We start from the raw sequence: 17471 nt of genomic DNA, 5'->3' as shown, positions 1-17471 counted from the left end.
ATGCCTTCAAAACCCACCACACGCTGGCAGGTGAGCGGCTACCGCTTTCTGGTCCGGCGGATGGAGCACGCCTTGGTGCGCCGGGACGTGCGAATGCTGCACGATCCCATGCGTTCCCAGTCCCGCGCGTACGCGGCGGGCCTGATCTTGGCGTGCGTCGTCTTGGCCGGATGCGGCGTGCTCGCGTTGCTGCGTCCGCAGGGCAAGATCGGCGACGACAACAAGATTCTGATCGGCAAGGAGTCCGGCGCCGTCTACGTGGTGATCGATGACGTGGTGCATCCGGCCCTCAACCTCGCATCGGCCCGCCTGGCCGTGGGCGAGGCGGCCAAGCCCGCCACCGTGAAGGAGTCCGAGCTCGGGAAGAAGGCCCGCGGCCAATTGATCGGCATACCAGGCGCTCCCGCGTCGCTGCACTTCGACAAGGAGGGCAAGGGGCGGGCCTGGACGGTGTGCGACACCCTGCAACTCGACGGCACCAACAAGACCACCACCTCGGTGCTCATCGGCGATGTCGAACTCGGGGCCAAGGCATCGGAGATGGAATCGGGCAACGCCTTGCTCGTCAGGGGTAAGGACGCCACCTACCTGATCTACGACAACAAGCGCGCTCGGATCGACATGAACACCAACGCCGTGACCGAGGCGCTCGGCATCCGGAACGTGACGCCGCGGCCGATCAGCGAGGGTTTGCTCAACGCGATTCCCGAGGTACAGCGGATCGAGGTGCCACACATCGATGATCGAGGCGGGCAGCCCCGATACACCATCGGCGACCACAGAATCGGTGAAGTGGTGCAGGATGGCGCGACCAAGCAGTATTACGTGGTGCTGCACGATGGCAGGCAGGAAATTTCCCAGCTGACCGCCAACATCATTCTCAACTCCGACCCCGGAGCGGGCCGCAATCCGACGTTCAACCCGTACGAGAAGAGCAATTCGCCGATCTCGACGGCGCTGCCGGTGAAGGAGTATCCGGCCACCGCGCCCGCGCTCGTACAGATGAAGGATCGGCCGACCAGCTGTCTGTCGTGGAAGCCGATCCCTGCCGCGGAGAACGGCGGTGGCAATCATGCCGAGCTTTCGGTGATCACCGGCGTCGGTCTGCCGATGCCGGAGAACGCTCGCCTGGTGCCGCTGGCCCAGGCCGACGGTGACGGTCCCAACGTGGATTCGGTGTACTTCAAGCCCGGTTCCGGCGCGTTCGTACAGGGCACCGGCATCGAGCCGGACAGTCAGCGCAAGGACAGCGTGTTCTACGTCGCCGACACCGGTGTCCGCTACGGCATCAGGGATGCCGAGGCGGTCAAAGCGTTGGGCATGAGCACGGATTCGGGAGTGAAGCAACCCGAACTGGCTCCATGGCCCATCCTCGGCCTGCTCGCCTCCGGACCGAGCCTGAGCCGCCAAGACGCGATGGTGGCCCATGACGGCGTGACGCCGGACGCGAGCCCGGCTAAAGAGCTTGTCAAAAGCCAGAATTGAGAATCGGATCCCGAATCGACCGGGATTGCCGATTACGGTACCCTCCGAGTCGGCGAGAGGGAGTCTCGCCACAGCTAAGGGAGGGATTCACCAATGAAGCGCACCGCGTACACCCTGGTAATCGGTATCGCCGCCGCGATCGTGGCCGGCACTGTCGCCACCTCGACCGCCGCCGCCACCGCCGAACCGATGCGTACCAAGCACGGTATGACGTACAAGGAATGCATGACAACGGGCAAGGACAGCTTCCGGCGGATGTACGGCAAGGAAGCGGTCTGCGTCGGAGACGGCTACGGCTACTACAAACTGGAGCCCGCACGGGGACAGTAGCCCGCACGGTCACCGCGTTCCAAGATCAACGGCACATGGTCGCGACCTGTCGTCGCGAAACAACGCAACCATGTGCCGTTGATCATGTCCGGTGGCTTGCCTCTCGCTGGTCCGGAGTCTCGTACAGTTTGCGATCCAGGAGAAGCGTTATGGCAGACGTCCGCTATCGGATAAATCATTTCTCGCAATCGAACCCGGCCGGTCAAGGGCAGGGCGACGTTGTGAAGTTGCTTCGTACGGTCGCGGATTCGATCGAGCAGCTCGGAGAGGTGTCCATCCAGGATCTCTTGTTGCACAACGAGATCACCTCCGATGGCGTATGGCCTGCGATCACCGTTTATTACAGCGGCGAGTAGTTCCGGACGCCGGCATGGCCATGTCCTTGAAATGGCGGCGTCGGATGAGAGGAATTCGGACGCCGCAATCGCTGTAGCCCGTGTCGACTGGAGGGTTGATCCCAACTGCGATCTGTCGTCGGATGATCTGCAGTTGGGGTCAACCTGTCCGGCTGTGATGAATCGCAGGTGGCTCGATAGTTCTCACTGGTCCTCGCGGACGTTGAATCTGCGGCGGATCGGGAACGATGCGAGCATGCCGAGGATCAGGAGGGTTGTGACGCTGCCGCTGCCGATCAGCGCCACGTCGCGGGCGCGGTTGTCGGGCGGCGGGGGTGGTGACGGGACCTGCAACTGCACACTCTGGGCCACCGCGGGTCGCTTCGGCGGAAGTGTCTTCGGCACTTCGGCGGTCAGCGCGGCCACCGGATCGATCGCACCGTAACCGACATAAGGGTTCCAGCCTTCGCCCGGGGCGTGTGCTGTGGCTTGGATACGTTTGATCACATCGAGCGCTCTGAGCTCGGGGAATCGAGCACGGACCAAGGCGACGACCCCGGAAACATACGGCGCGGCGAAGCTCGTCCCCTTGAGCGGTACGAGGCTCTGATTGTCGTATTTTCCCGTGATGGTGCCGGTTCCGCGCGGATCCAGCGAGACGATGTCCTCACCCGGTGCGGCCACACCGACCCACGGGCCCGGCACGGTGAAACTCGACGGTGCGCCGTTGTGGTCGATCGAACCGACGGACAGGACATAGTCGTCGTAACGGGCGGGCGTGACGTTTGTGGTCACGTTGTCCCACGGATCACCGGTCGGATTCAGCGGATCGATCCCAGGATTACTCGCCTTGCATTTGTCATCGGTATTGCCCGCGGCGGCCACCACGACGGCGTCCATTTCCAGGGTGGCGTAACGCACGGCGGCGCCGACCGCTCCGTCGCCGAAGCTCACGCCATTGGGCATGCAGGAGACGAGCGAGATGTTGATGACCGAAGCGCGCCGGTCTGCGGCGCGCCTGATCGCGGCGGCGAGTGCATCGACCCTGCCGTACCCACGGGGCGGATCTTCCGGTTTCCTGTCCTGCCGGTTCGCGTAGTCGTACAGCGCGCTGGTCTGGCGGATCGACAGAATTCGCGCTTCGGGTGCCACACCCGAGAAACCCTGTCCCGGCTGCGGCTTCGCGGCAATGAGCCCGGCAACGACGGTGCCGTGCGCATCGCAGTCCTCGCTGACCCCGTCGCCGCCGTCGGCCACGAAGTCGCCGCCCGCCTCCAGATCGGGCAGGCGGGGGTGAGCAGCGACGCCCGTATCGATCACCGCGACGAGCTGGCCCTCGCCCCGGGAGAACTCCCATGCGTGGGTCAGGTCGAGCCAGCGCTGTGGGGTGGGAGCGGACGGACCGTCGCCGCCCTGCTGGGTCGAATAGCAAGGCGTGTTGCCCGGACGCTCGGTCTTGTCCGGTGGCCGTGCGGGGTCCCCTGCGGGCAGTTGCCCTGGGTCCACCGGTGGTGGCCGATCGGCGTAGGCGATGCCCTGACTCGCACCCACTCCGAACGACACGCTCAAAGACAGCACCGCGGCGGCCGCCCCGGTGCGCAGCGCCCGGTTCACAGCCCGCGGACGAGGGCGTAGAGATCCGTCACCCAGAAGACCAGCGGCAGCACTGCGGCGACGAACGTGTACTCGAGCAGTTCGACGCCGCGGCGCATCGGCGGGGTGGCCGACTGGTTCGGGATGATGATGCCGAGGATCAGCGCCGCGACCAAGACCACCATCGCCGCGCCGAAGACGGCCAGCGGCTGGTGCATCGCGAAACCGGCGCCCACCAGCATGATCAGCATGATGCCCGCGCCACCGGCGATGAGCACGACGGCCTGCTCCGCGCCCGCGTAGGTGCGGCTGCGGAACATCAGCACCGCCGCGCAGACCAGTGCGAGGGCGATGCCCTGCCAGTACGGATCGTCGGACGCCGGGTCGGTGGCGGCGAGCGCGCCCGCGGCGGTGACCAGCGTGGTCGCCGCGACCAGGCCGGCGAGGTACATGCGGGCGTGTTCCGACTTCACCCGCAGCGCCTCCATGGTCGGCAGCGCGCGGTGATCGTCCGGGTCGTCCTCGGTGGGATCGATGGGGGTGCCCGGCGAAGGGACCGGCGGCAGCGGCAGTTTCGCCAACAGCATGGACACCCGGGGCGCCAGGGAGAGCCCACCGAGGCCGAGCGCCGCCGCGCCCGCGCCGATCGCGCGCTCCGGCTGGTCGGTGAGCAGGCCCACCAGCGCCGCGGGCACCGCGTACGTCGCGAGCGTGGCCACGCCGATGAACAACGCGAGACCGACGCCGATCACCCGCCAGGCCAGGATCGCCGTCGCCCCCGCGAGGACCGAGCCGAGCAGGACGTGCGCCCAGCCGTAATCGTCCGGCACGAAAAGCATGCCCGCGCTGAACGCCGGGGGCAGTGCGCAGCCGCCGAGCACCAGCGCGGTGCCGGTATCGCCGTACATCCTGCTCAGCACCATCGCGCTCACGACGAGGAGAATCGCGATCACCAAGGCGATCGAGCCGCCGACCCCGATCGGCAGCGAGCCGGGGGACAACAGCAGGCCCAGGCAGCCGACGATCATGGTGATCGCCGCGAGCACCGAGCCGGTGATCCGCGCGATCCGAGGAGTCCAGCTGCGGTAGTGGTCGGTGTCGGCGATCGCGACGTTGTACATGATGTCGTCGAACAGCGGTGTCGGCGCGGTGTGCGAGGCGCTTTCCAGCATCAGCAATTCGCCGTCGCGGACGCCGTGCTCGCCGAGGCTGAGCGAATTGGAGAACGGCGGATGGCCGATTCGGGCGAGCACCCATTCCGCGGGTTCGTAACGCTCGCCCTCGTTGTCGAAATCGTTGCTGCGGCTGTGCTGGGCGACCATGTCGACCACACTCGGAATCACCAGCGCGACCGGCACGTCGACCGGTATGGCCATGTCGACCTGAGTGTGCTTGGCCAGAATCGTCACCCGGGCGAGGTCGGGAGCGCGGACGATCCCGCGCGAGGATTCTTCGTCGATGTGGTCAAGTCGCGCGTGCGTCAAGCTTCCCCCAACTCGGTCTTCTACCTCGTGATTCCGCGGCCCCGCAGGCCGGGGGCGAGCTTGCGAACCCACGGTCCGGGCAGCAGAATGCTGGTCGAACTGTACGACATGTCGGCTGTGACCTCTACACTGAGGCCGGATCACAGCTGGCCGAAGGGGGAATCTCGTCGATGAGCACTGTCCGCTTCCAGCGCCGTGCGCGCCGCGAGATGCCTCGAACACCCGGTGGCGAGGTCACGCTGCAGCCCCCGCCCGAAATCCCCCGGGTCACACCGGGAAACCTCGTCATGAAGCTCATGCCGGTCGTGATGGTGATCGGCATGGTCGGCATGATGGCCTTGCTGTTCACCCAGGGCGGCGGTATCGCCTCCAATCCGATGAGCATGATGTTCCCGCTCATGATGATGTTCTCGATGGTCGGCATGTTCGCCGGTCAGGGTGGGGGCAAGGGACAGAAGGCCGCCGAGGCGAACGAGGATCGCAAGGATTACCTGCGTTACCTCGACCAGGTTCGTAAGGACGTCGACGAGACCGCCTCGCAGCAGCGGGCTTCCGTCGAATGGAGCCATCCGGAACCGGGACTGGTCTGGATGCTCGCCGGCACCAGCCGCATGTGGGAACGACGTGCGGGGGACAAGGACTTCTGCCACGCTCGCATCGGTCTCGGCGGGCAGCGCCTGGCCACCAGGCTGGTCGCTCCCGAGACCGGCCCGGTCGAGGAGCTCGAGCCGATCGCCGCCGTCTCGCTGCGCCGCTTCGTGCGCGCCCATTCGACCGTGCCCGACCTGCCGACCGCCATCGCGGTCAAGGGCTTCGCCACCATCGCGCTGGACGGCGACCGTGCCCAGGCGCGCGACATGACCCGCGCGATGCTGGTGCAGCTGTGCATGTTCCAGGCGCCGGACCAGGTGCTCGTCGCGGTCGTCTGCGGACCGGACACCGCGCCGGAGTGGGCGTGGACCAAGTGGCTCCCGCACACCCAGCATCCCGACGCGCAGGACGGCATCGGCACCCAGCGCATGTTCTACGGCTCGATCCGGGAGGCCATGGCCGGGTTGCATCCGTTGCTCGGCAATCGGGTCCGGTACTCGCGCAACCAGCCCGCCAACGCGAACATGGTGCACATCGTCTTCGTGGTCGACGGCGGTCTGCTCGAAGCCGAGGACGATCAGCTGCGCGAGTCCGGCTATGAGGGCGTCACCATCATCGACCTGTGCGGCTACGCCCCGCGCTTGGCGGTGTCGCGCGGCATCAAGATGATCGTCGAGAACGGCGAGTGCGTCGGCCGTGGCGCCACCGGCAATCAGGAGCGCTTCGCACTGATCGACCGGATCAGTCCCGAGCAGGCGCAGCAGGTGGCGCGCAGGCTCGCGCCCTACCGTGCGGCCACGCAGCGCAGCAGCGACGTGGAAACAGATGACTCCGAGGTGATCTCGACCTGGAGCCAGCTGATGGGTCTCGGCGACATCGGCGCGTTCAACCCGGAGCACGCCTGGCGGCCGCGCTACGGACGGGAACGCCTGCGCGTGCCGTTCGGGGTGGGCGCCGACGGCCTTCCGGTGGAACTGGACATCAAGGAGGCCGCCGAGAACGGCATGGGCCCGCACGGATTGTGCATCGGCGCCACCGGTTCCGGTAAATCGGAATTCCTGCGCACCCTCGTGCTCAGTCTGCTGGCCACCCACTCACCCGACCAGTTGAACCTGGTGCTGGTCGACTTCAAAGGCGGCGCGACGTTCCTCGGCTTGGAGGGGGTCCCGCACGTCGCCGCCGTCATCACCAACCTGGAGGAAGAGGCCGACCTCGTCGACCGCATGAAGGACGCCCTGGCCGGTGAGATGAATCGCCGCCAGGAAGTGCTGCGTGGCGCGGGCAACTTCGCCAATGTCTCCGAGTACGAGAAGGCCAGGGCCGCCGGCGCCGACCTGGATCCACTGCCCGCCCTGTTCGTGGTGCTCGACGAGTTCTCCGAACTGCTCACCCAGCACCCGGATTTCGCCGAGCTGTTCGTCATGATCGGCCGCCTCGGCCGCTCGCTGCACGTGCATCTGCTGCTCGCTTCGCAGCGCCTGGAAGAAGGAAAGCTCAAGGGCCTGGAGGCCCACCTGTCCTACCGCATCGGCCTGAAGACGTTCTCCGCCAACGAGTCCCGTCAGGTGCTCGGTGTGCCGGATGCCTACAACCTGCCGAACAACCCCGGTGGCGGCTACCTGAAGGCGGACTCCGGCGAGATCCAGCGCTTCCAGGCTTCCTATGTCTCCGGCCAGTACGTCGGCGGTGGCTCGCAGCGCGACATGATCGTGGCCACGCAATCCGGCGAGATCGATGTCAAGGCAAGGCCGTTCACCGCGACCCATGTCGACTTCCGCGCGGCGGATCGCATGCCGCTGCCGCCCGAACCGAGCCTCGAGCCGGAGCAGGACGAGGACAGCGAGCAGCTGTCCAACCTGAACATGCTGGTCTCCCGGATCCGCGGTCACGGCCGCCCGGCGCACGAGATCTGGTTGCCGCCGCTGGACGAGGCGCCGACGCTCGACCAGCTCCTCCCGCGCTCGATCCTCACCGGCGAGTACTCCGCGGTGTCCACGCTGCGTGCCCCGATCGGCATCGTCGACCGGCCCTACGACCAGCGCCGTGACCCGATGGTCATCGACCTGTCCGGCGCCCGCGGCAATGTCGCCGTCGTCGGCGGTCCGCAGTCCGGTAAATCGACGGCGTTGCGCACCCTCATCATGGCGATGTCGTTGACGCACACCGCCGAGCAGGTGCAGTTCTACTGCCTCGACTTCGGTGGCGGCACCATGTCCAGCCTGCAAGGGTTGCCGCATGTCGGCTCGGTCGCCAGCCGGTTGGACGAGGACCAGGTGCGGCGCACCGTCGCGGAGATGACCACCATCGTCCGGCAGCGCGAGGCGCGCTTCCGGCAGCTCGGCATCGAATCTATGACGGATTTCCGCAGACTGCGCGCGATGGACCCGGCCAGTAGTCCGGGCGCCGCGGGCGCGCACGAGGATCCGTTCGGCGACGTGTTCCTGGTGATCGACGGCTTCAGTTCGATCCGCCAGGACTTCGAGATGCTCGAGCAGACCATCATGAACCTCGCCGTGCAGGGTCTGTCCTACGGCGTGCACGTGATCATCGCGCTGAACCGCTGGGCGGAGGCGCGGCCCGCGCTGAAGGACCAGATCGGCACCAGGATCGAGCTGCGCCTCGGTGATCCGATGGACTCCGATCTGGGTCGCAAGTTCGCCTCGCTGGTTCCGCAGGGGCGGCCGGGCCGCGGTATGACCCCCGAGTGCCTGCACATGCTGACCGGCCTGCCCCGCATCGACGGCAGCCCCGACCCGACCAACCTCACCCAGGCCGTCGCGGACGCGGTCGCCACCATCGCCAGGCTGACGCCGGGCCGTCATGCTCCGCAGGTGCGCATGCTGCCCGAACAGCTTTCGCGTGAACAACTGCTGTATCTGGCGGGCGATTGGCCGTCGCAGGTCGACCCGAACGCGAAGTGCCTGCGAATCCCGTTCGGCATCAACGAAGCCGAGCTGGCGCCGGTATACATCGACTTCGCGGAGAGCCCCCACTTCATCATCATCGGTGACACCGAATCGGGGAAGACGACGCTGCTGCGCTCGCTGATCGAGGGCATCGCCGCGTCCAATACCCCTGACAAGGCACGCTTCATTCTCGGCGACTACCGGCGCGGCATGCTCGGACTCGTGCCGGAGGGGTACCTCGCGGGTTACGGCTCCACGGCGCCCCAGTTCACCCAGAACATGAACGACCTGGCCGCCTACGTCAGCAAGCGCACACCGGGCTCGGATGTCACGCCGCAGCAGTTGCGGGATCGCTCGTGGTGGAGCGGACCGGAACTGTACGTCATCATCGATGACTACGACTTGGTCGCCACCTCCGCGGGCAACCCGGTTCAAGCGCTGCTCGAGCACTTGCCCCATGCCAGGGACCTCGGCTTCCACGTGATCATCGCCCGGCGTTCGGGTGGTGCGAGCAGGGCGATGTTCGAGGCGACGCTGGCCAGGATGCGGGACCTGGGCTCGGCGGGTCTCATCCTGAGCTGCAGCAAGGACGAAGGTGTTCTGATGGGCACGAAGCGGCCGAGCCCGATGCCACCGGGCCGAGGTACCTACGTCACCCGGAACATGGAGGGCTTGGTGCAGACGGCGTGGATGCCGTCGCCCTGATGTCCGAGGTCGAGCTCGTCGTCACGGAAGAGCGTATGTGGGCGCGTGGCGCCGACACGCACTGGGACATGCCGCCCTCGGTCGTTCTGGGCAGCAATGACTTCGATCTGGTGGTGGGGCAACCGCTGACGCCGCCCACCCAGGTCGGATCGGTGATCCAGTTCGTGCCCGCCGACGCCATAGCCCTGCCGCCACGCGCGCCTTCGATGGTGGATGCGATGGGCGCCGTCTTCGCAGGTGTGCTCGAGAATCTTCGTGTCTCGGCCCCGTGTGCCCGGATGACATTGATCTGCCCCACCGAGTGGGGCGCCGGCCGTCGCGGCGTGCTCGATAAGGCGGCCCGGCGGTACGCCTCGGATGTCGTGTTCGAGGACATCGCGGTGCGTTCGGTCGCGTCGGACGAGGGCACCAGCCACAGTCGGCGAACACTGGTACTGGAGTTCGGAACGTTGGCCACCACGGCGTCAGCGGTCATCCGAAGCCATCGCGGCGTGCATGTCGAATCCTGTGAATACGAGCCGACCCTCGCGTTGGCCGAAATCACCGCGGAATCACCGGCATACGCCGGTTTGTGCAGCCTGATCGCTCGGTTGCTCGACAGTGGTCCGATCGAACTCGTGCAGGTGGTCGCTGTCGCCGACCCCGCGAAGCTCGACCTGCTCCGTGCCGCGATCGATCAGACGGCGGGCGCCGAGGTCGAGTTACGGACGATCGCCGGTGCCGATCTCGTCCGGGCTCCTCTGGGTGAGCCTGGCGATCGGCGAGAAGTGTCGACCGCGCCCACCGAGTGGATGCAATCGCTCCGGGAACGCGCCGCTGCCCAGCAGCCCCGAAATGACAGAACGCGTTTCGCGGTCATCGCGGTCGCGGCCTTGGTGGTCGTCGCTCTGATAGTCGTCGGCGCGGTCCTCGTGTCCGGTCGCGGAGGTGAAGGGACGGCAGCGGCCCCCGGTACGAGAGTGACACCGCCGACCGCCGCACCCCCGCCGATCGGGCCACCGGATGAGGCCCCACCGGAAGCATTCGGCCGTATTCGCTTTCGCGTTCCCCCTGGCTGGCGCGTCACGCAATCGCCCGATACCGGACGTGCTCGGCTCGATCTGGTCCCCGAAACCGGTGCTCGACAGCGAATCACGGTGATGCAGGCACCGCTGACGGCGTCGTCCAGTTATGCGCAGGTCGCGGCGAAGCTGGAGACACAGATGGCCCAGCGTCCGCCGGGGGTGTTGACCGACTTGCGGCGTGATGTCATGTTCGGTGGCCGTTCCGGCCTGGCCTACCTGGAACATCCAGGGGACGGATCAACCGTTCACTGGCATGTTCTGCTGGAGTTCGGGATTCAGATCAGCATCGGCTGCCAGTACATGGAAGACGAGTGGGGTCAATTGGAGGCCCCGTGCTCGCACTTCGGGGACACGGTCCGCGTCGTCCCGTGATTCTGCGCGGTAGCGCGGCATGTCATCGAACATTTCTCAGCGCAGCAAGCTTCGAGGCGCAGCAAGCTTCGAGCCCCCGGCACCGAAGTACCGGGGGCTCGAATCAGCCGAGACGGGATCTCAGAAGAGGCCCGCCAGCGAGGTGTCGGTGCCCTGCAGGTCGGAGTTGCCGCTGCTGACCATCCTGCCCGCGCTTTCCAGCGTGGTGTTCAGCTGCGTGACCTGTGTGTTCCACTGGGCCTGCAGCGAGGCGAACGCGTCGTTCGCGTCACCCTTCCAGTTGTTCGTCACGAAGTCGGTGACCTGCTTGTGGAAATCCTCGAGCATGGTCATGACGCTGCGTGCCTCGGACACGATGGCCTGGGCGCCCGCCTCGACCTCGCCGAAGTTGGAGGCAATCCGACCGGGATCGTTCGCTACCATGTGGAGCTCCTTGTTGTCTGTGGTACGGCTATCGGATCAGGGGAGGTCCAGGCTGGAGGCCTGCGCGGCCACCTGCTGGGCGAATTGCTGGTCCTGATCGGCGAACTTCCGTCCAGCGTGGGCGAGCTTGTCCGACGTCTGATCCAGCTGGTCGTTCAGCTTCCGCGCCTGGGCGAAGTAGCTGTCCATGAAGGTGTCGAACGCCTGACGCGCCGCACCGCTCCAGGTGGCGGTGGTCTGATCCGACTTGCTGTTCAGTGCGGTGATCGCGGTCTGCAGATCCTGGTGCCGCTGCCGGCAGTTGTCCACAAACTTCGAGATCGCCTCTTCACTCGCTTCGAGCTGTCCTGCCATTTCGGCTCCTTTCGGTTCCCGTCTCGGCCAAGGGCGGAAGCCTCAGTTGGCCTGTACATCTGGTTGGACGCGGTGTGGCTCTGATCGGTTCCATCCGACTCGAAAAAGTTCGGCATCGCCCCACGGGATCAGGGCCGTGCGCCCTTCGGCCCGGCTGGTCGGTGATTTCGGCGGCCGCGTACGGGCCTGCTCGGAAGACCACGACGCAATCCGGGTCTGCATGACTTGTAACGCCAGCGCTCGGCTCCCCTCCTTCCCCCTGCTCGCTGCTGTAATGATCGGCGAGTGGGCTGGCTGCGGTACACCTTACCGAACGCCTAAGTTCGCCGCTACCAGCAGATTGGCGAGAATCAGCGGTCCCAGAACTCGAAAAGCCTACGAAGCCTTCGCTTCAGCGGACGTGACCGAATCACTTCACCCGATTGCGCAACACCGGTACCAGACGGTCGAGCAATGTCTGTTCGGACGATTCACTCCAATTGCGGACCGCGGCGACGGCCGCGGGATCGTCCAGCGGAATCACCGTGGCGCGCGTGCCCGCCACTTGGTAGGGAAGGCCGAGTAAGCCTCCGCCACCGGCCTTCTCGTCACTGCGCACGGCCAGCACGTAGCCGTCCGCCGCGACCTCCAGCCTGGTGGAGCCGGTCAGTTCCCGAGTCGACGTCTCGTCGCCTTGGCGTGCGTAGTTGAGGTTGTAGACGAACCCGAGATCTTCCAGGAATTTCGTCTGCGCGGTGCCGCCCAGGAAGATCGAGACCTGCGAGCCGCGCGGTACGTCCACCATCGTGATCGTCTTGCCCCGGAACGCCGGATTGTCCGCCCGCGCGCGGTCCAGCGGTGTCAGGGCGGCTGCGCTGCTCGGCGTGGCGACCGCAGGTGCGGGTGCGGCGTCGTCCCGGTTCAGAGCCCAGATGCCGATTCCCGCGGCCAGGGCGACGGTCACGATGCCGGCGGCCGCGGCGAGCAGCCAGTTCTTGCGCGGTGGTGATGCGGGGGCGCTCACCTGCCCGGCGACGGCGACGCGGGGATCGGTCCCCGGTCGTGGATCGAAGACCTGGACCGGATAGGTGGGGGAAGTGTTGGTGGCGACGGGGTTGTAGCCGGGAGTGAGAGCGCTGGCGGCAGCGTCGGTGAATTCGCGGCAGCTGTGGAATCGTTCGGCCGGGTTCTTCGCCATGGCCCGGGCGAAGACGTGGTCGATGGCGGGCGGAAGACCGGCGTTGACCGCGGTGGCCAGCGGCGGGGCCTCGTGGAGATGGCCCATCATCACCAGCGCGGGTTGCGTTCCCGGGTAAGGGTTGCGTCCGGTGAGCAGTTTGAAGAACGAGCACGCGAGGCTGTAGATATCGGCGCGGTGGTCGAGCGGGCTGCCGGTGAGCTGCTCGGGCGGGGCGTAGGCGATGGTGGCGACGAAACTACCGGTCTGGGTGAGTTCGGTGGTGTCGTCATTGGATTTGGCGACGCCGAAATCAGTGAGCAGGATGCGTTCGTCTTCTCCGTCGGCGGGGGAGGAAAGCAAGAAATTGGCCGGCTTGACATCGCGGTGCAGCAGGCCCTTGCGGTGCGCGTAATCGAGCCCTTTGCCGACCTCGGTGATAATACGCAGGGCCCGCAGCGGATTCATCGCGTGCGGGTCACGGGCCAGTTCGGCGGCAGCATCGGTACCGTCCACGTATTGCATCGCGATCCACAGTTGGCCTTGTTCTTCGCCACGGTTGTAGACCGACACGATGTTCGGATGGTCGAGCCCGGCGGCGAGATTGGCTTCGCGTTCGAAACGGGTGCGGAACTCGTAGTCGCGGCTGAGTTCGCCGCCGAGCACCTTCAGCGCGTCGGTTCTGGGCAGGCTGGGATGTTTGGCCAGATATACCGTGCCCATGCCGCCCGCGCCGAGCACCCGCAGGATGCGGTACCCGCCGACGATGGTCCCCGGGCTCATCGCCATCTTCACGATCTCCTGACTCCACGCGGGCCGCTGGCGTTCGCCCCGCAGCATACTCGAACCGATTCGTGACGAAAGTGCGGCATTATCGACTGTTCGCGAAAACGGAATACTGTGCGGCAGCGCGCTGCTGGGCGTCCAGCAGTTGATTCGCCGCGACGAATCCGACGTATTCTTTGTACGCGACGACACAGGTGAATCGCCGGTCGTCGAAGAGTCCGGACCGGTTCTCCACACATACCGAATCGGGCAGATGCTGTGGTGGATCGGCCGGACGGGCAACCACGGTCGGGGTGATGCGTTCCGCGACAACCCGCCGCGCCGTCTCCGCGCTCGCGGTGCGGATCACCAATGTGCCGCCGGAGGCCGCGAATTTCTCCGCGCCCATCGCCGTGAAACGTTGTTTCGCGTAATCGAGGTCTTCGGTGTATTGCATGATTCCGCGCAGACCGAACAGCGCGTGCGAATCGTCGTAACTCGGGGACTGGACCTTGGACGGATTCAGGGTGCGGCTCAGCAGATGGTCGGGGTCCCAGGGCAACCGCAGCATCTCTTCTTCGGTCAGCGGGGCCAGTTGGTCGAGCAGTGGCAGCTGAACGTCATACGCCTTCTCCGCCAACGCGACGAGGGCGCTGCGGTCGGGAGCGTTGGCCGAGACGAGGAACGCCACCACGTAGGAGCCGTGCGCGAGGATCGTGCGCAGGAAAGGCGAGCCGGGGCGCCAGTGCGCTCGCGCCTGTGGCTGCCGCGGCAGGGTGACCGGCTCGTTCTGATCGCGGTAGGCGCCGAAATCGGCGTCGTGGAACTCGGTCGCGGCCTGCCGGGCGCGCTCCGGGTCGGGGAACTGCATGACGATCGTGCCGACCGTCGTGGAATTGGGCCGGGGCTTGGTCGGCCACCCCGAGGCGATCAGGCTGATGTCCTGATCCGAGCCGTTGGTGTGGAACCCGAACATCATGCGGTTCCGTTCCGCGACCGGCCTCAGGTCTTCCGGGCGACCCAGTTCGCTGGGCAGCGTCCCTTGGCTGATGCTGGAGGGCGTCCAGCTGTACTTCATCCTGGGGTCGATGTCGTAGGCCGACGCGACGTGATCGGCCAGCCGCATCGCGGCGACCTTGTTCATGTCGATGAACAGCGGCAGGTAGTCGTCGTCGTGCGCGTTCGGCGGCTCGGTGGGGTAGTTGCCGGTGTCGAGACCGCGAATATCGATCTCACCCGGTTGCGCGGTTCCCGCCGTCGTCGAACCGCAGCCGGTGAGGATCGCGGCGGCCACCGTGCACGCGAGCGCGGTGGCGGCGGTGCGGAATTTCGTCATGCGGCATTCACCAACAATGCGTACTGGGCGGAGATGCGTTGTTGCGCGTCGAGCAGCTGATGCGACCACGCGAACGCCGCGTAGCGGTCGTAGGCCACCGAGCAGTAGAACCGGACGACCACCGTCTTGTTGCCGATGTACTCCTTGCAGTGCGCGACGGGCAGGCCTTTCGGCGACTCGACCGCGCGGAATTTCTTCGACAGCCCGCCGCGCTGCTCGCGCAGCTGGACCGCGGCGTCGGCGTCGCGCGTGCGGAACAGATCGGTCCCGTCGGTGGCATACCGATCGACCCCCGCCGCTTCGATGATCCTGCGGTCCTCGGCCGAATCGGTGGTGAAGTGTAGGGCGCCGACGCCGGTGTACGCACCCGGCGGGTCGATCCACGAGTCTTCCCGCGGCCGCGGCAGAGCTCGGTTGAGCATGCCGTCCATATCGATCGGCGATGTCATCAGCTGGTCGACGGGGGTCGGAGTGAACCGGCTGATCGCCGGGACGACGATGTCGAGGCTCTTTTCGACCAGGGCGAGCAGCTGTGGCGGGTCGACTTTCTCCAAATAGATCTTCACGTAGTCGAAGACCCAGGTGTAGACGACGAATTTGCCGGTGGCGAACCACGACCCGATCGACTGTTCCTGCGGCTGCCAATGGGCGTGGGCGGTCGGGTACTTGGGGATCTGCACAGGTGTGTTCCGGTTGTTGGCTTCGAAGTCGACGCGTTCCAGGTTCGCCGCGGCCGCGGCCGCCTTCTGCTCGTCCGGGAAGATCAGCACGGCGTTGACCAGGTCGGTGCCGCGGTTGTCCGGGGCGCTGCCCGCGCTACTGAGGAATCCGGCGACGAAATCCGGTGCGGCCTCCGCGAACCGGGAGACCTGCATGATGCGTCCGAGCGAGCCCTTCGGGTCGATGAACACCTTGGCGATGGACGGATTCGCCGAGACGAACGCCGGGTCGATATCCGACGACAGCGGGACGAAGTTCGCCAGCCGCTCCGCCTCGATCATGCGCGCCTGCTCGGGATTCTTCGCCGACGCGTGCGCACGTGGCGTCGTCGGGTAATTGCCCACGTCGAGCTGCGCCAGATCGACGGGCTGCGCGGGCTGCTCGGTCGCGGCCTCTGAGCCGTCGCACGCGCCGCCGCCCAAGGCGACGGCGCCTGCCAGCATCAAGGCACAGGCGGTTCGAATCGATCTGGACATAGCGCCGTGCTGCACTCTTCCCTCCCCTGACTGCGGTAGTTGCGCCGGATCCTACTTCGGCCGACCCAGGCCCAGGATCGCGGAAGCGCCGGGCGCCTACCGCTGCTCATCTCAGAAACTGTTCGCCAACAGTGCGTACTCCGCGGCGACCTTCTGCCGCACGTCCGGTTCCTTATCACTGGTGACGACTCCGACATACCGTTTGTACGCGACGTAGCAGCGGTACTTGTACTCCCGGTCCGGGTCGCCCTTGCTGTTGAGCTGCAGGCACTTGGCGCCGGGGACGTCCTTGGGAGCGCCGAGGGTGTCGTAATGCGCGCCTTCGCTTTCCAGCAGTCCGGTGACCAGCTTCTGGGCCGCGGCCGCGTCCCGGGTGCGGGCGACGTAGCTGTCGTCGACGAGCCCGATGTGGTCCACGCCCGCGTCCTCGATCAGGCGCAGGTGTACCGACTCGTCGTCGGCGCGGTGCACCGTGTGATAGCCGCCGTAGACGGCGAAGGTCGCCGGGTCGGGCGCGCGGTTCTTGCGGTCGGCGACCGCGACGCGGGCGAGCAGGTCGTCCGGGTCGGCCTTCAAGGTGTCGAGTTCGTTCACCGGTGTCGCGGTGAATGCGTCCAGCCGCGCGACCTGAGCGGTCAGCGTTTTGTCGACCCACTTCACCAGGTCGTCGCCATCGGCGATGGGACGCTGGATGAACAAGGAGATGACGAATTCCTTGTGCGCCATGAAGGTACCGACGTTGGGAACGCCGGGCCGCCAGTGGATGTGGGCGTCGGGATACTTCGTCGACGAAAGTTTGCGGTTCTCCGGCGAAACGGCGACGTCGACGTCCTCGAGTTCGCGGGCGGCGAGCTCGGCGGTGGCCTCGTCGGGGAAACGGAACAGGGCGTTGGTGACCGCGGTGGCTTCCGGCGCCGGATTGGTCTGGCCTGCGGGATCGGGGCGGTCGGCGCCGCTGGCCGCGTATCCGACGACCAGTTTGCGGTTGTCGAGGACCGGCCTGGACACCTTGGCCACGAAGTCGAGCGCCTGCTCGGCGTTTACGACGACGGTGCTGCCGCGACCGAACTTCAGCGCGGGGTCGATGCGCACGGTGGGAACCACGGCGTCCGACATCCGCATTCCCTCCAGCTGCGCGCCTTTGCCGCCGGAATCCTGGCTGTACTCGTGCTTGTCGACGGGATAGGTGCCGACTTCCAGCGCGCGTACGTCGATCTCGCCCGCGGTAGGCGTCCCCTGTATGCCTGAGCAACCGGCCAGCATCCCTGCCAGTGCCAGGCATGACGCGGTGAGCGCGATGCGTTGCGTCCGAACCATCTCAGGCCCCTCGTTCCTCCCGTTGCTGACACTGAAGCTACCCGACGGACGCCGGGGAG

Annotated in this window: 13 protein-coding genes; 5 read left to right on the top strand and 8 right to left on the bottom strand. The window is 66.4% G+C overall.

What is annotated here, in order from left to right:
- From eccB to ACFU5M_RS03875, 3 genes are all read left to right on the top strand, one after another.
- On the top strand, positions 1 to 1485 hold the full coding sequence (gene eccB, locus ACFU5M_RS03885) for a type VII secretion protein EccB (protein ID WP_379043256.1): 1485 nt from the start codon (positions 1 to 3) through the stop codon (positions 1483 to 1485).
- Between the two features lie 93 nt (positions 1486 to 1578).
- On the top strand, positions 1579 to 1815 hold the full coding sequence (locus ACFU5M_RS03880; protein WP_379043253.1) for a hypothetical protein: 237 nt from the start codon (positions 1579 to 1581) through the stop codon (positions 1813 to 1815).
- Between the two features lie 149 nt (positions 1816 to 1964).
- A complete protein-coding gene (locus ACFU5M_RS03875; protein WP_379043250.1) occupies positions 1965 to 2171 on the top strand; it encodes a hypothetical protein in 207 nt (68 codons plus the stop codon).
- Between the two features lie 183 nt (positions 2172 to 2354).
- On the opposite strand, the gene mycP is transcribed toward ACFU5M_RS03875, so the two are convergent.
- Positions 2355 to 3719: a type VII secretion-associated serine protease mycosin gene (gene mycP, locus ACFU5M_RS03870; protein ID WP_379043247.1), complete on the bottom strand. Its 1365-nt coding sequence runs from the start codon at positions 3717 to 3719 to the stop codon at positions 2355 to 2357.
- 41 nt (positions 3720 to 3760) lie between these two features.
- The gene (eccD, locus tag ACFU5M_RS03865; RefSeq protein ID WP_379043243.1) at positions 3761 to 5227 is read right to left on the bottom strand and encodes a type VII secretion integral membrane protein EccD; all 1467 of its coding nucleotides are present in this window, start codon (positions 5225 to 5227) and stop codon (positions 3761 to 3763) included.
- A 170-nt stretch (positions 5228 to 5397) separates the two neighbouring features.
- Here eccD and eccCa point away from each other — a divergent pair, with 170 nt between their 5' ends.
- Positions 5398 to 9429, top strand: a complete 4032-nt coding sequence (eccCa, locus tag ACFU5M_RS03860; RefSeq protein WP_379043240.1) for a type VII secretion protein EccCa — start codon at positions 5398 to 5400, stop codon at positions 9427 to 9429.
- Positions 9429 to 10865 carry a type VII secretion-associated protein gene (locus ACFU5M_RS03855; protein ID WP_379043237.1) on the top strand — a complete coding sequence of 479 codons (1437 nt, stop codon included), beginning with the start codon at positions 9429 to 9431 and terminating at the stop codon, positions 10863 to 10865. Before eccCa ends, ACFU5M_RS03855 begins: the two co-directional genes overlap by 1 nt.
- Positions 10866 to 10985: 120 nt before the next feature.
- Here ACFU5M_RS03855 and ACFU5M_RS03850 read toward each other — a convergent pair whose 3' ends face one another.
- From ACFU5M_RS03850 to ACFU5M_RS03825, 6 genes are all read right to left on the bottom strand, one after another.
- Entirely contained in the window at positions 10986 to 11288 is a 303-nt protein-coding gene (locus tag ACFU5M_RS03850; protein ID WP_379043234.1) for a WXG100 family type VII secretion target, read from the bottom strand.
- A gap of 36 nt (positions 11289 to 11324) precedes the next feature.
- On the bottom strand, positions 11325 to 11642 hold the full coding sequence (locus ACFU5M_RS03845) for a WXG100 family type VII secretion target (RefSeq protein WP_039795679.1): 318 nt from the start codon (positions 11640 to 11642) through the stop codon (positions 11325 to 11327).
- Positions 11643 to 12051: 409 nt separating this feature from the next.
- Positions 12052 to 13638, bottom strand: a complete 1587-nt coding sequence (locus tag ACFU5M_RS03840) for a protein kinase (RefSeq protein ID WP_379043231.1) — start codon at positions 13636 to 13638, stop codon at positions 12052 to 12054.
- Between the two features lie 31 nt (positions 13639 to 13669).
- The gene (locus ACFU5M_RS03835; RefSeq protein WP_379043228.1) at positions 13670 to 14899 is read right to left on the bottom strand and encodes a hypothetical protein; all 1230 of its coding nucleotides are present in this window, start codon (positions 14897 to 14899) and stop codon (positions 13670 to 13672) included.
- The gene (locus ACFU5M_RS03830; RefSeq protein WP_379043225.1) at positions 14896 to 16095 is read right to left on the bottom strand and encodes a hypothetical protein; all 1200 of its coding nucleotides are present in this window, start codon (positions 16093 to 16095) and stop codon (positions 14896 to 14898) included. Before ACFU5M_RS03830 ends, ACFU5M_RS03835 begins: the two co-directional genes overlap by 4 nt.
- 111 nt (positions 16096 to 16206) lie before the next feature.
- Entirely contained in the window at positions 16207 to 17412 is a 1206-nt protein-coding gene (locus tag ACFU5M_RS03825; RefSeq protein ID WP_379043221.1) for a hypothetical protein, read from the bottom strand.
- Positions 17413 to 17471: the final 59 nt, after the last annotated feature.

Origin of the sequence: Nocardia sp. NPDC057455 (assembly GCF_042802775.1) — a bacterium.
Classification (GTDB): Bacteria; Actinomycetota; Actinomycetes; order Mycobacteriales; family Mycobacteriaceae; genus Nocardia.
This window is presented reverse-complemented; position numbering and strand designations above follow the sequence as displayed.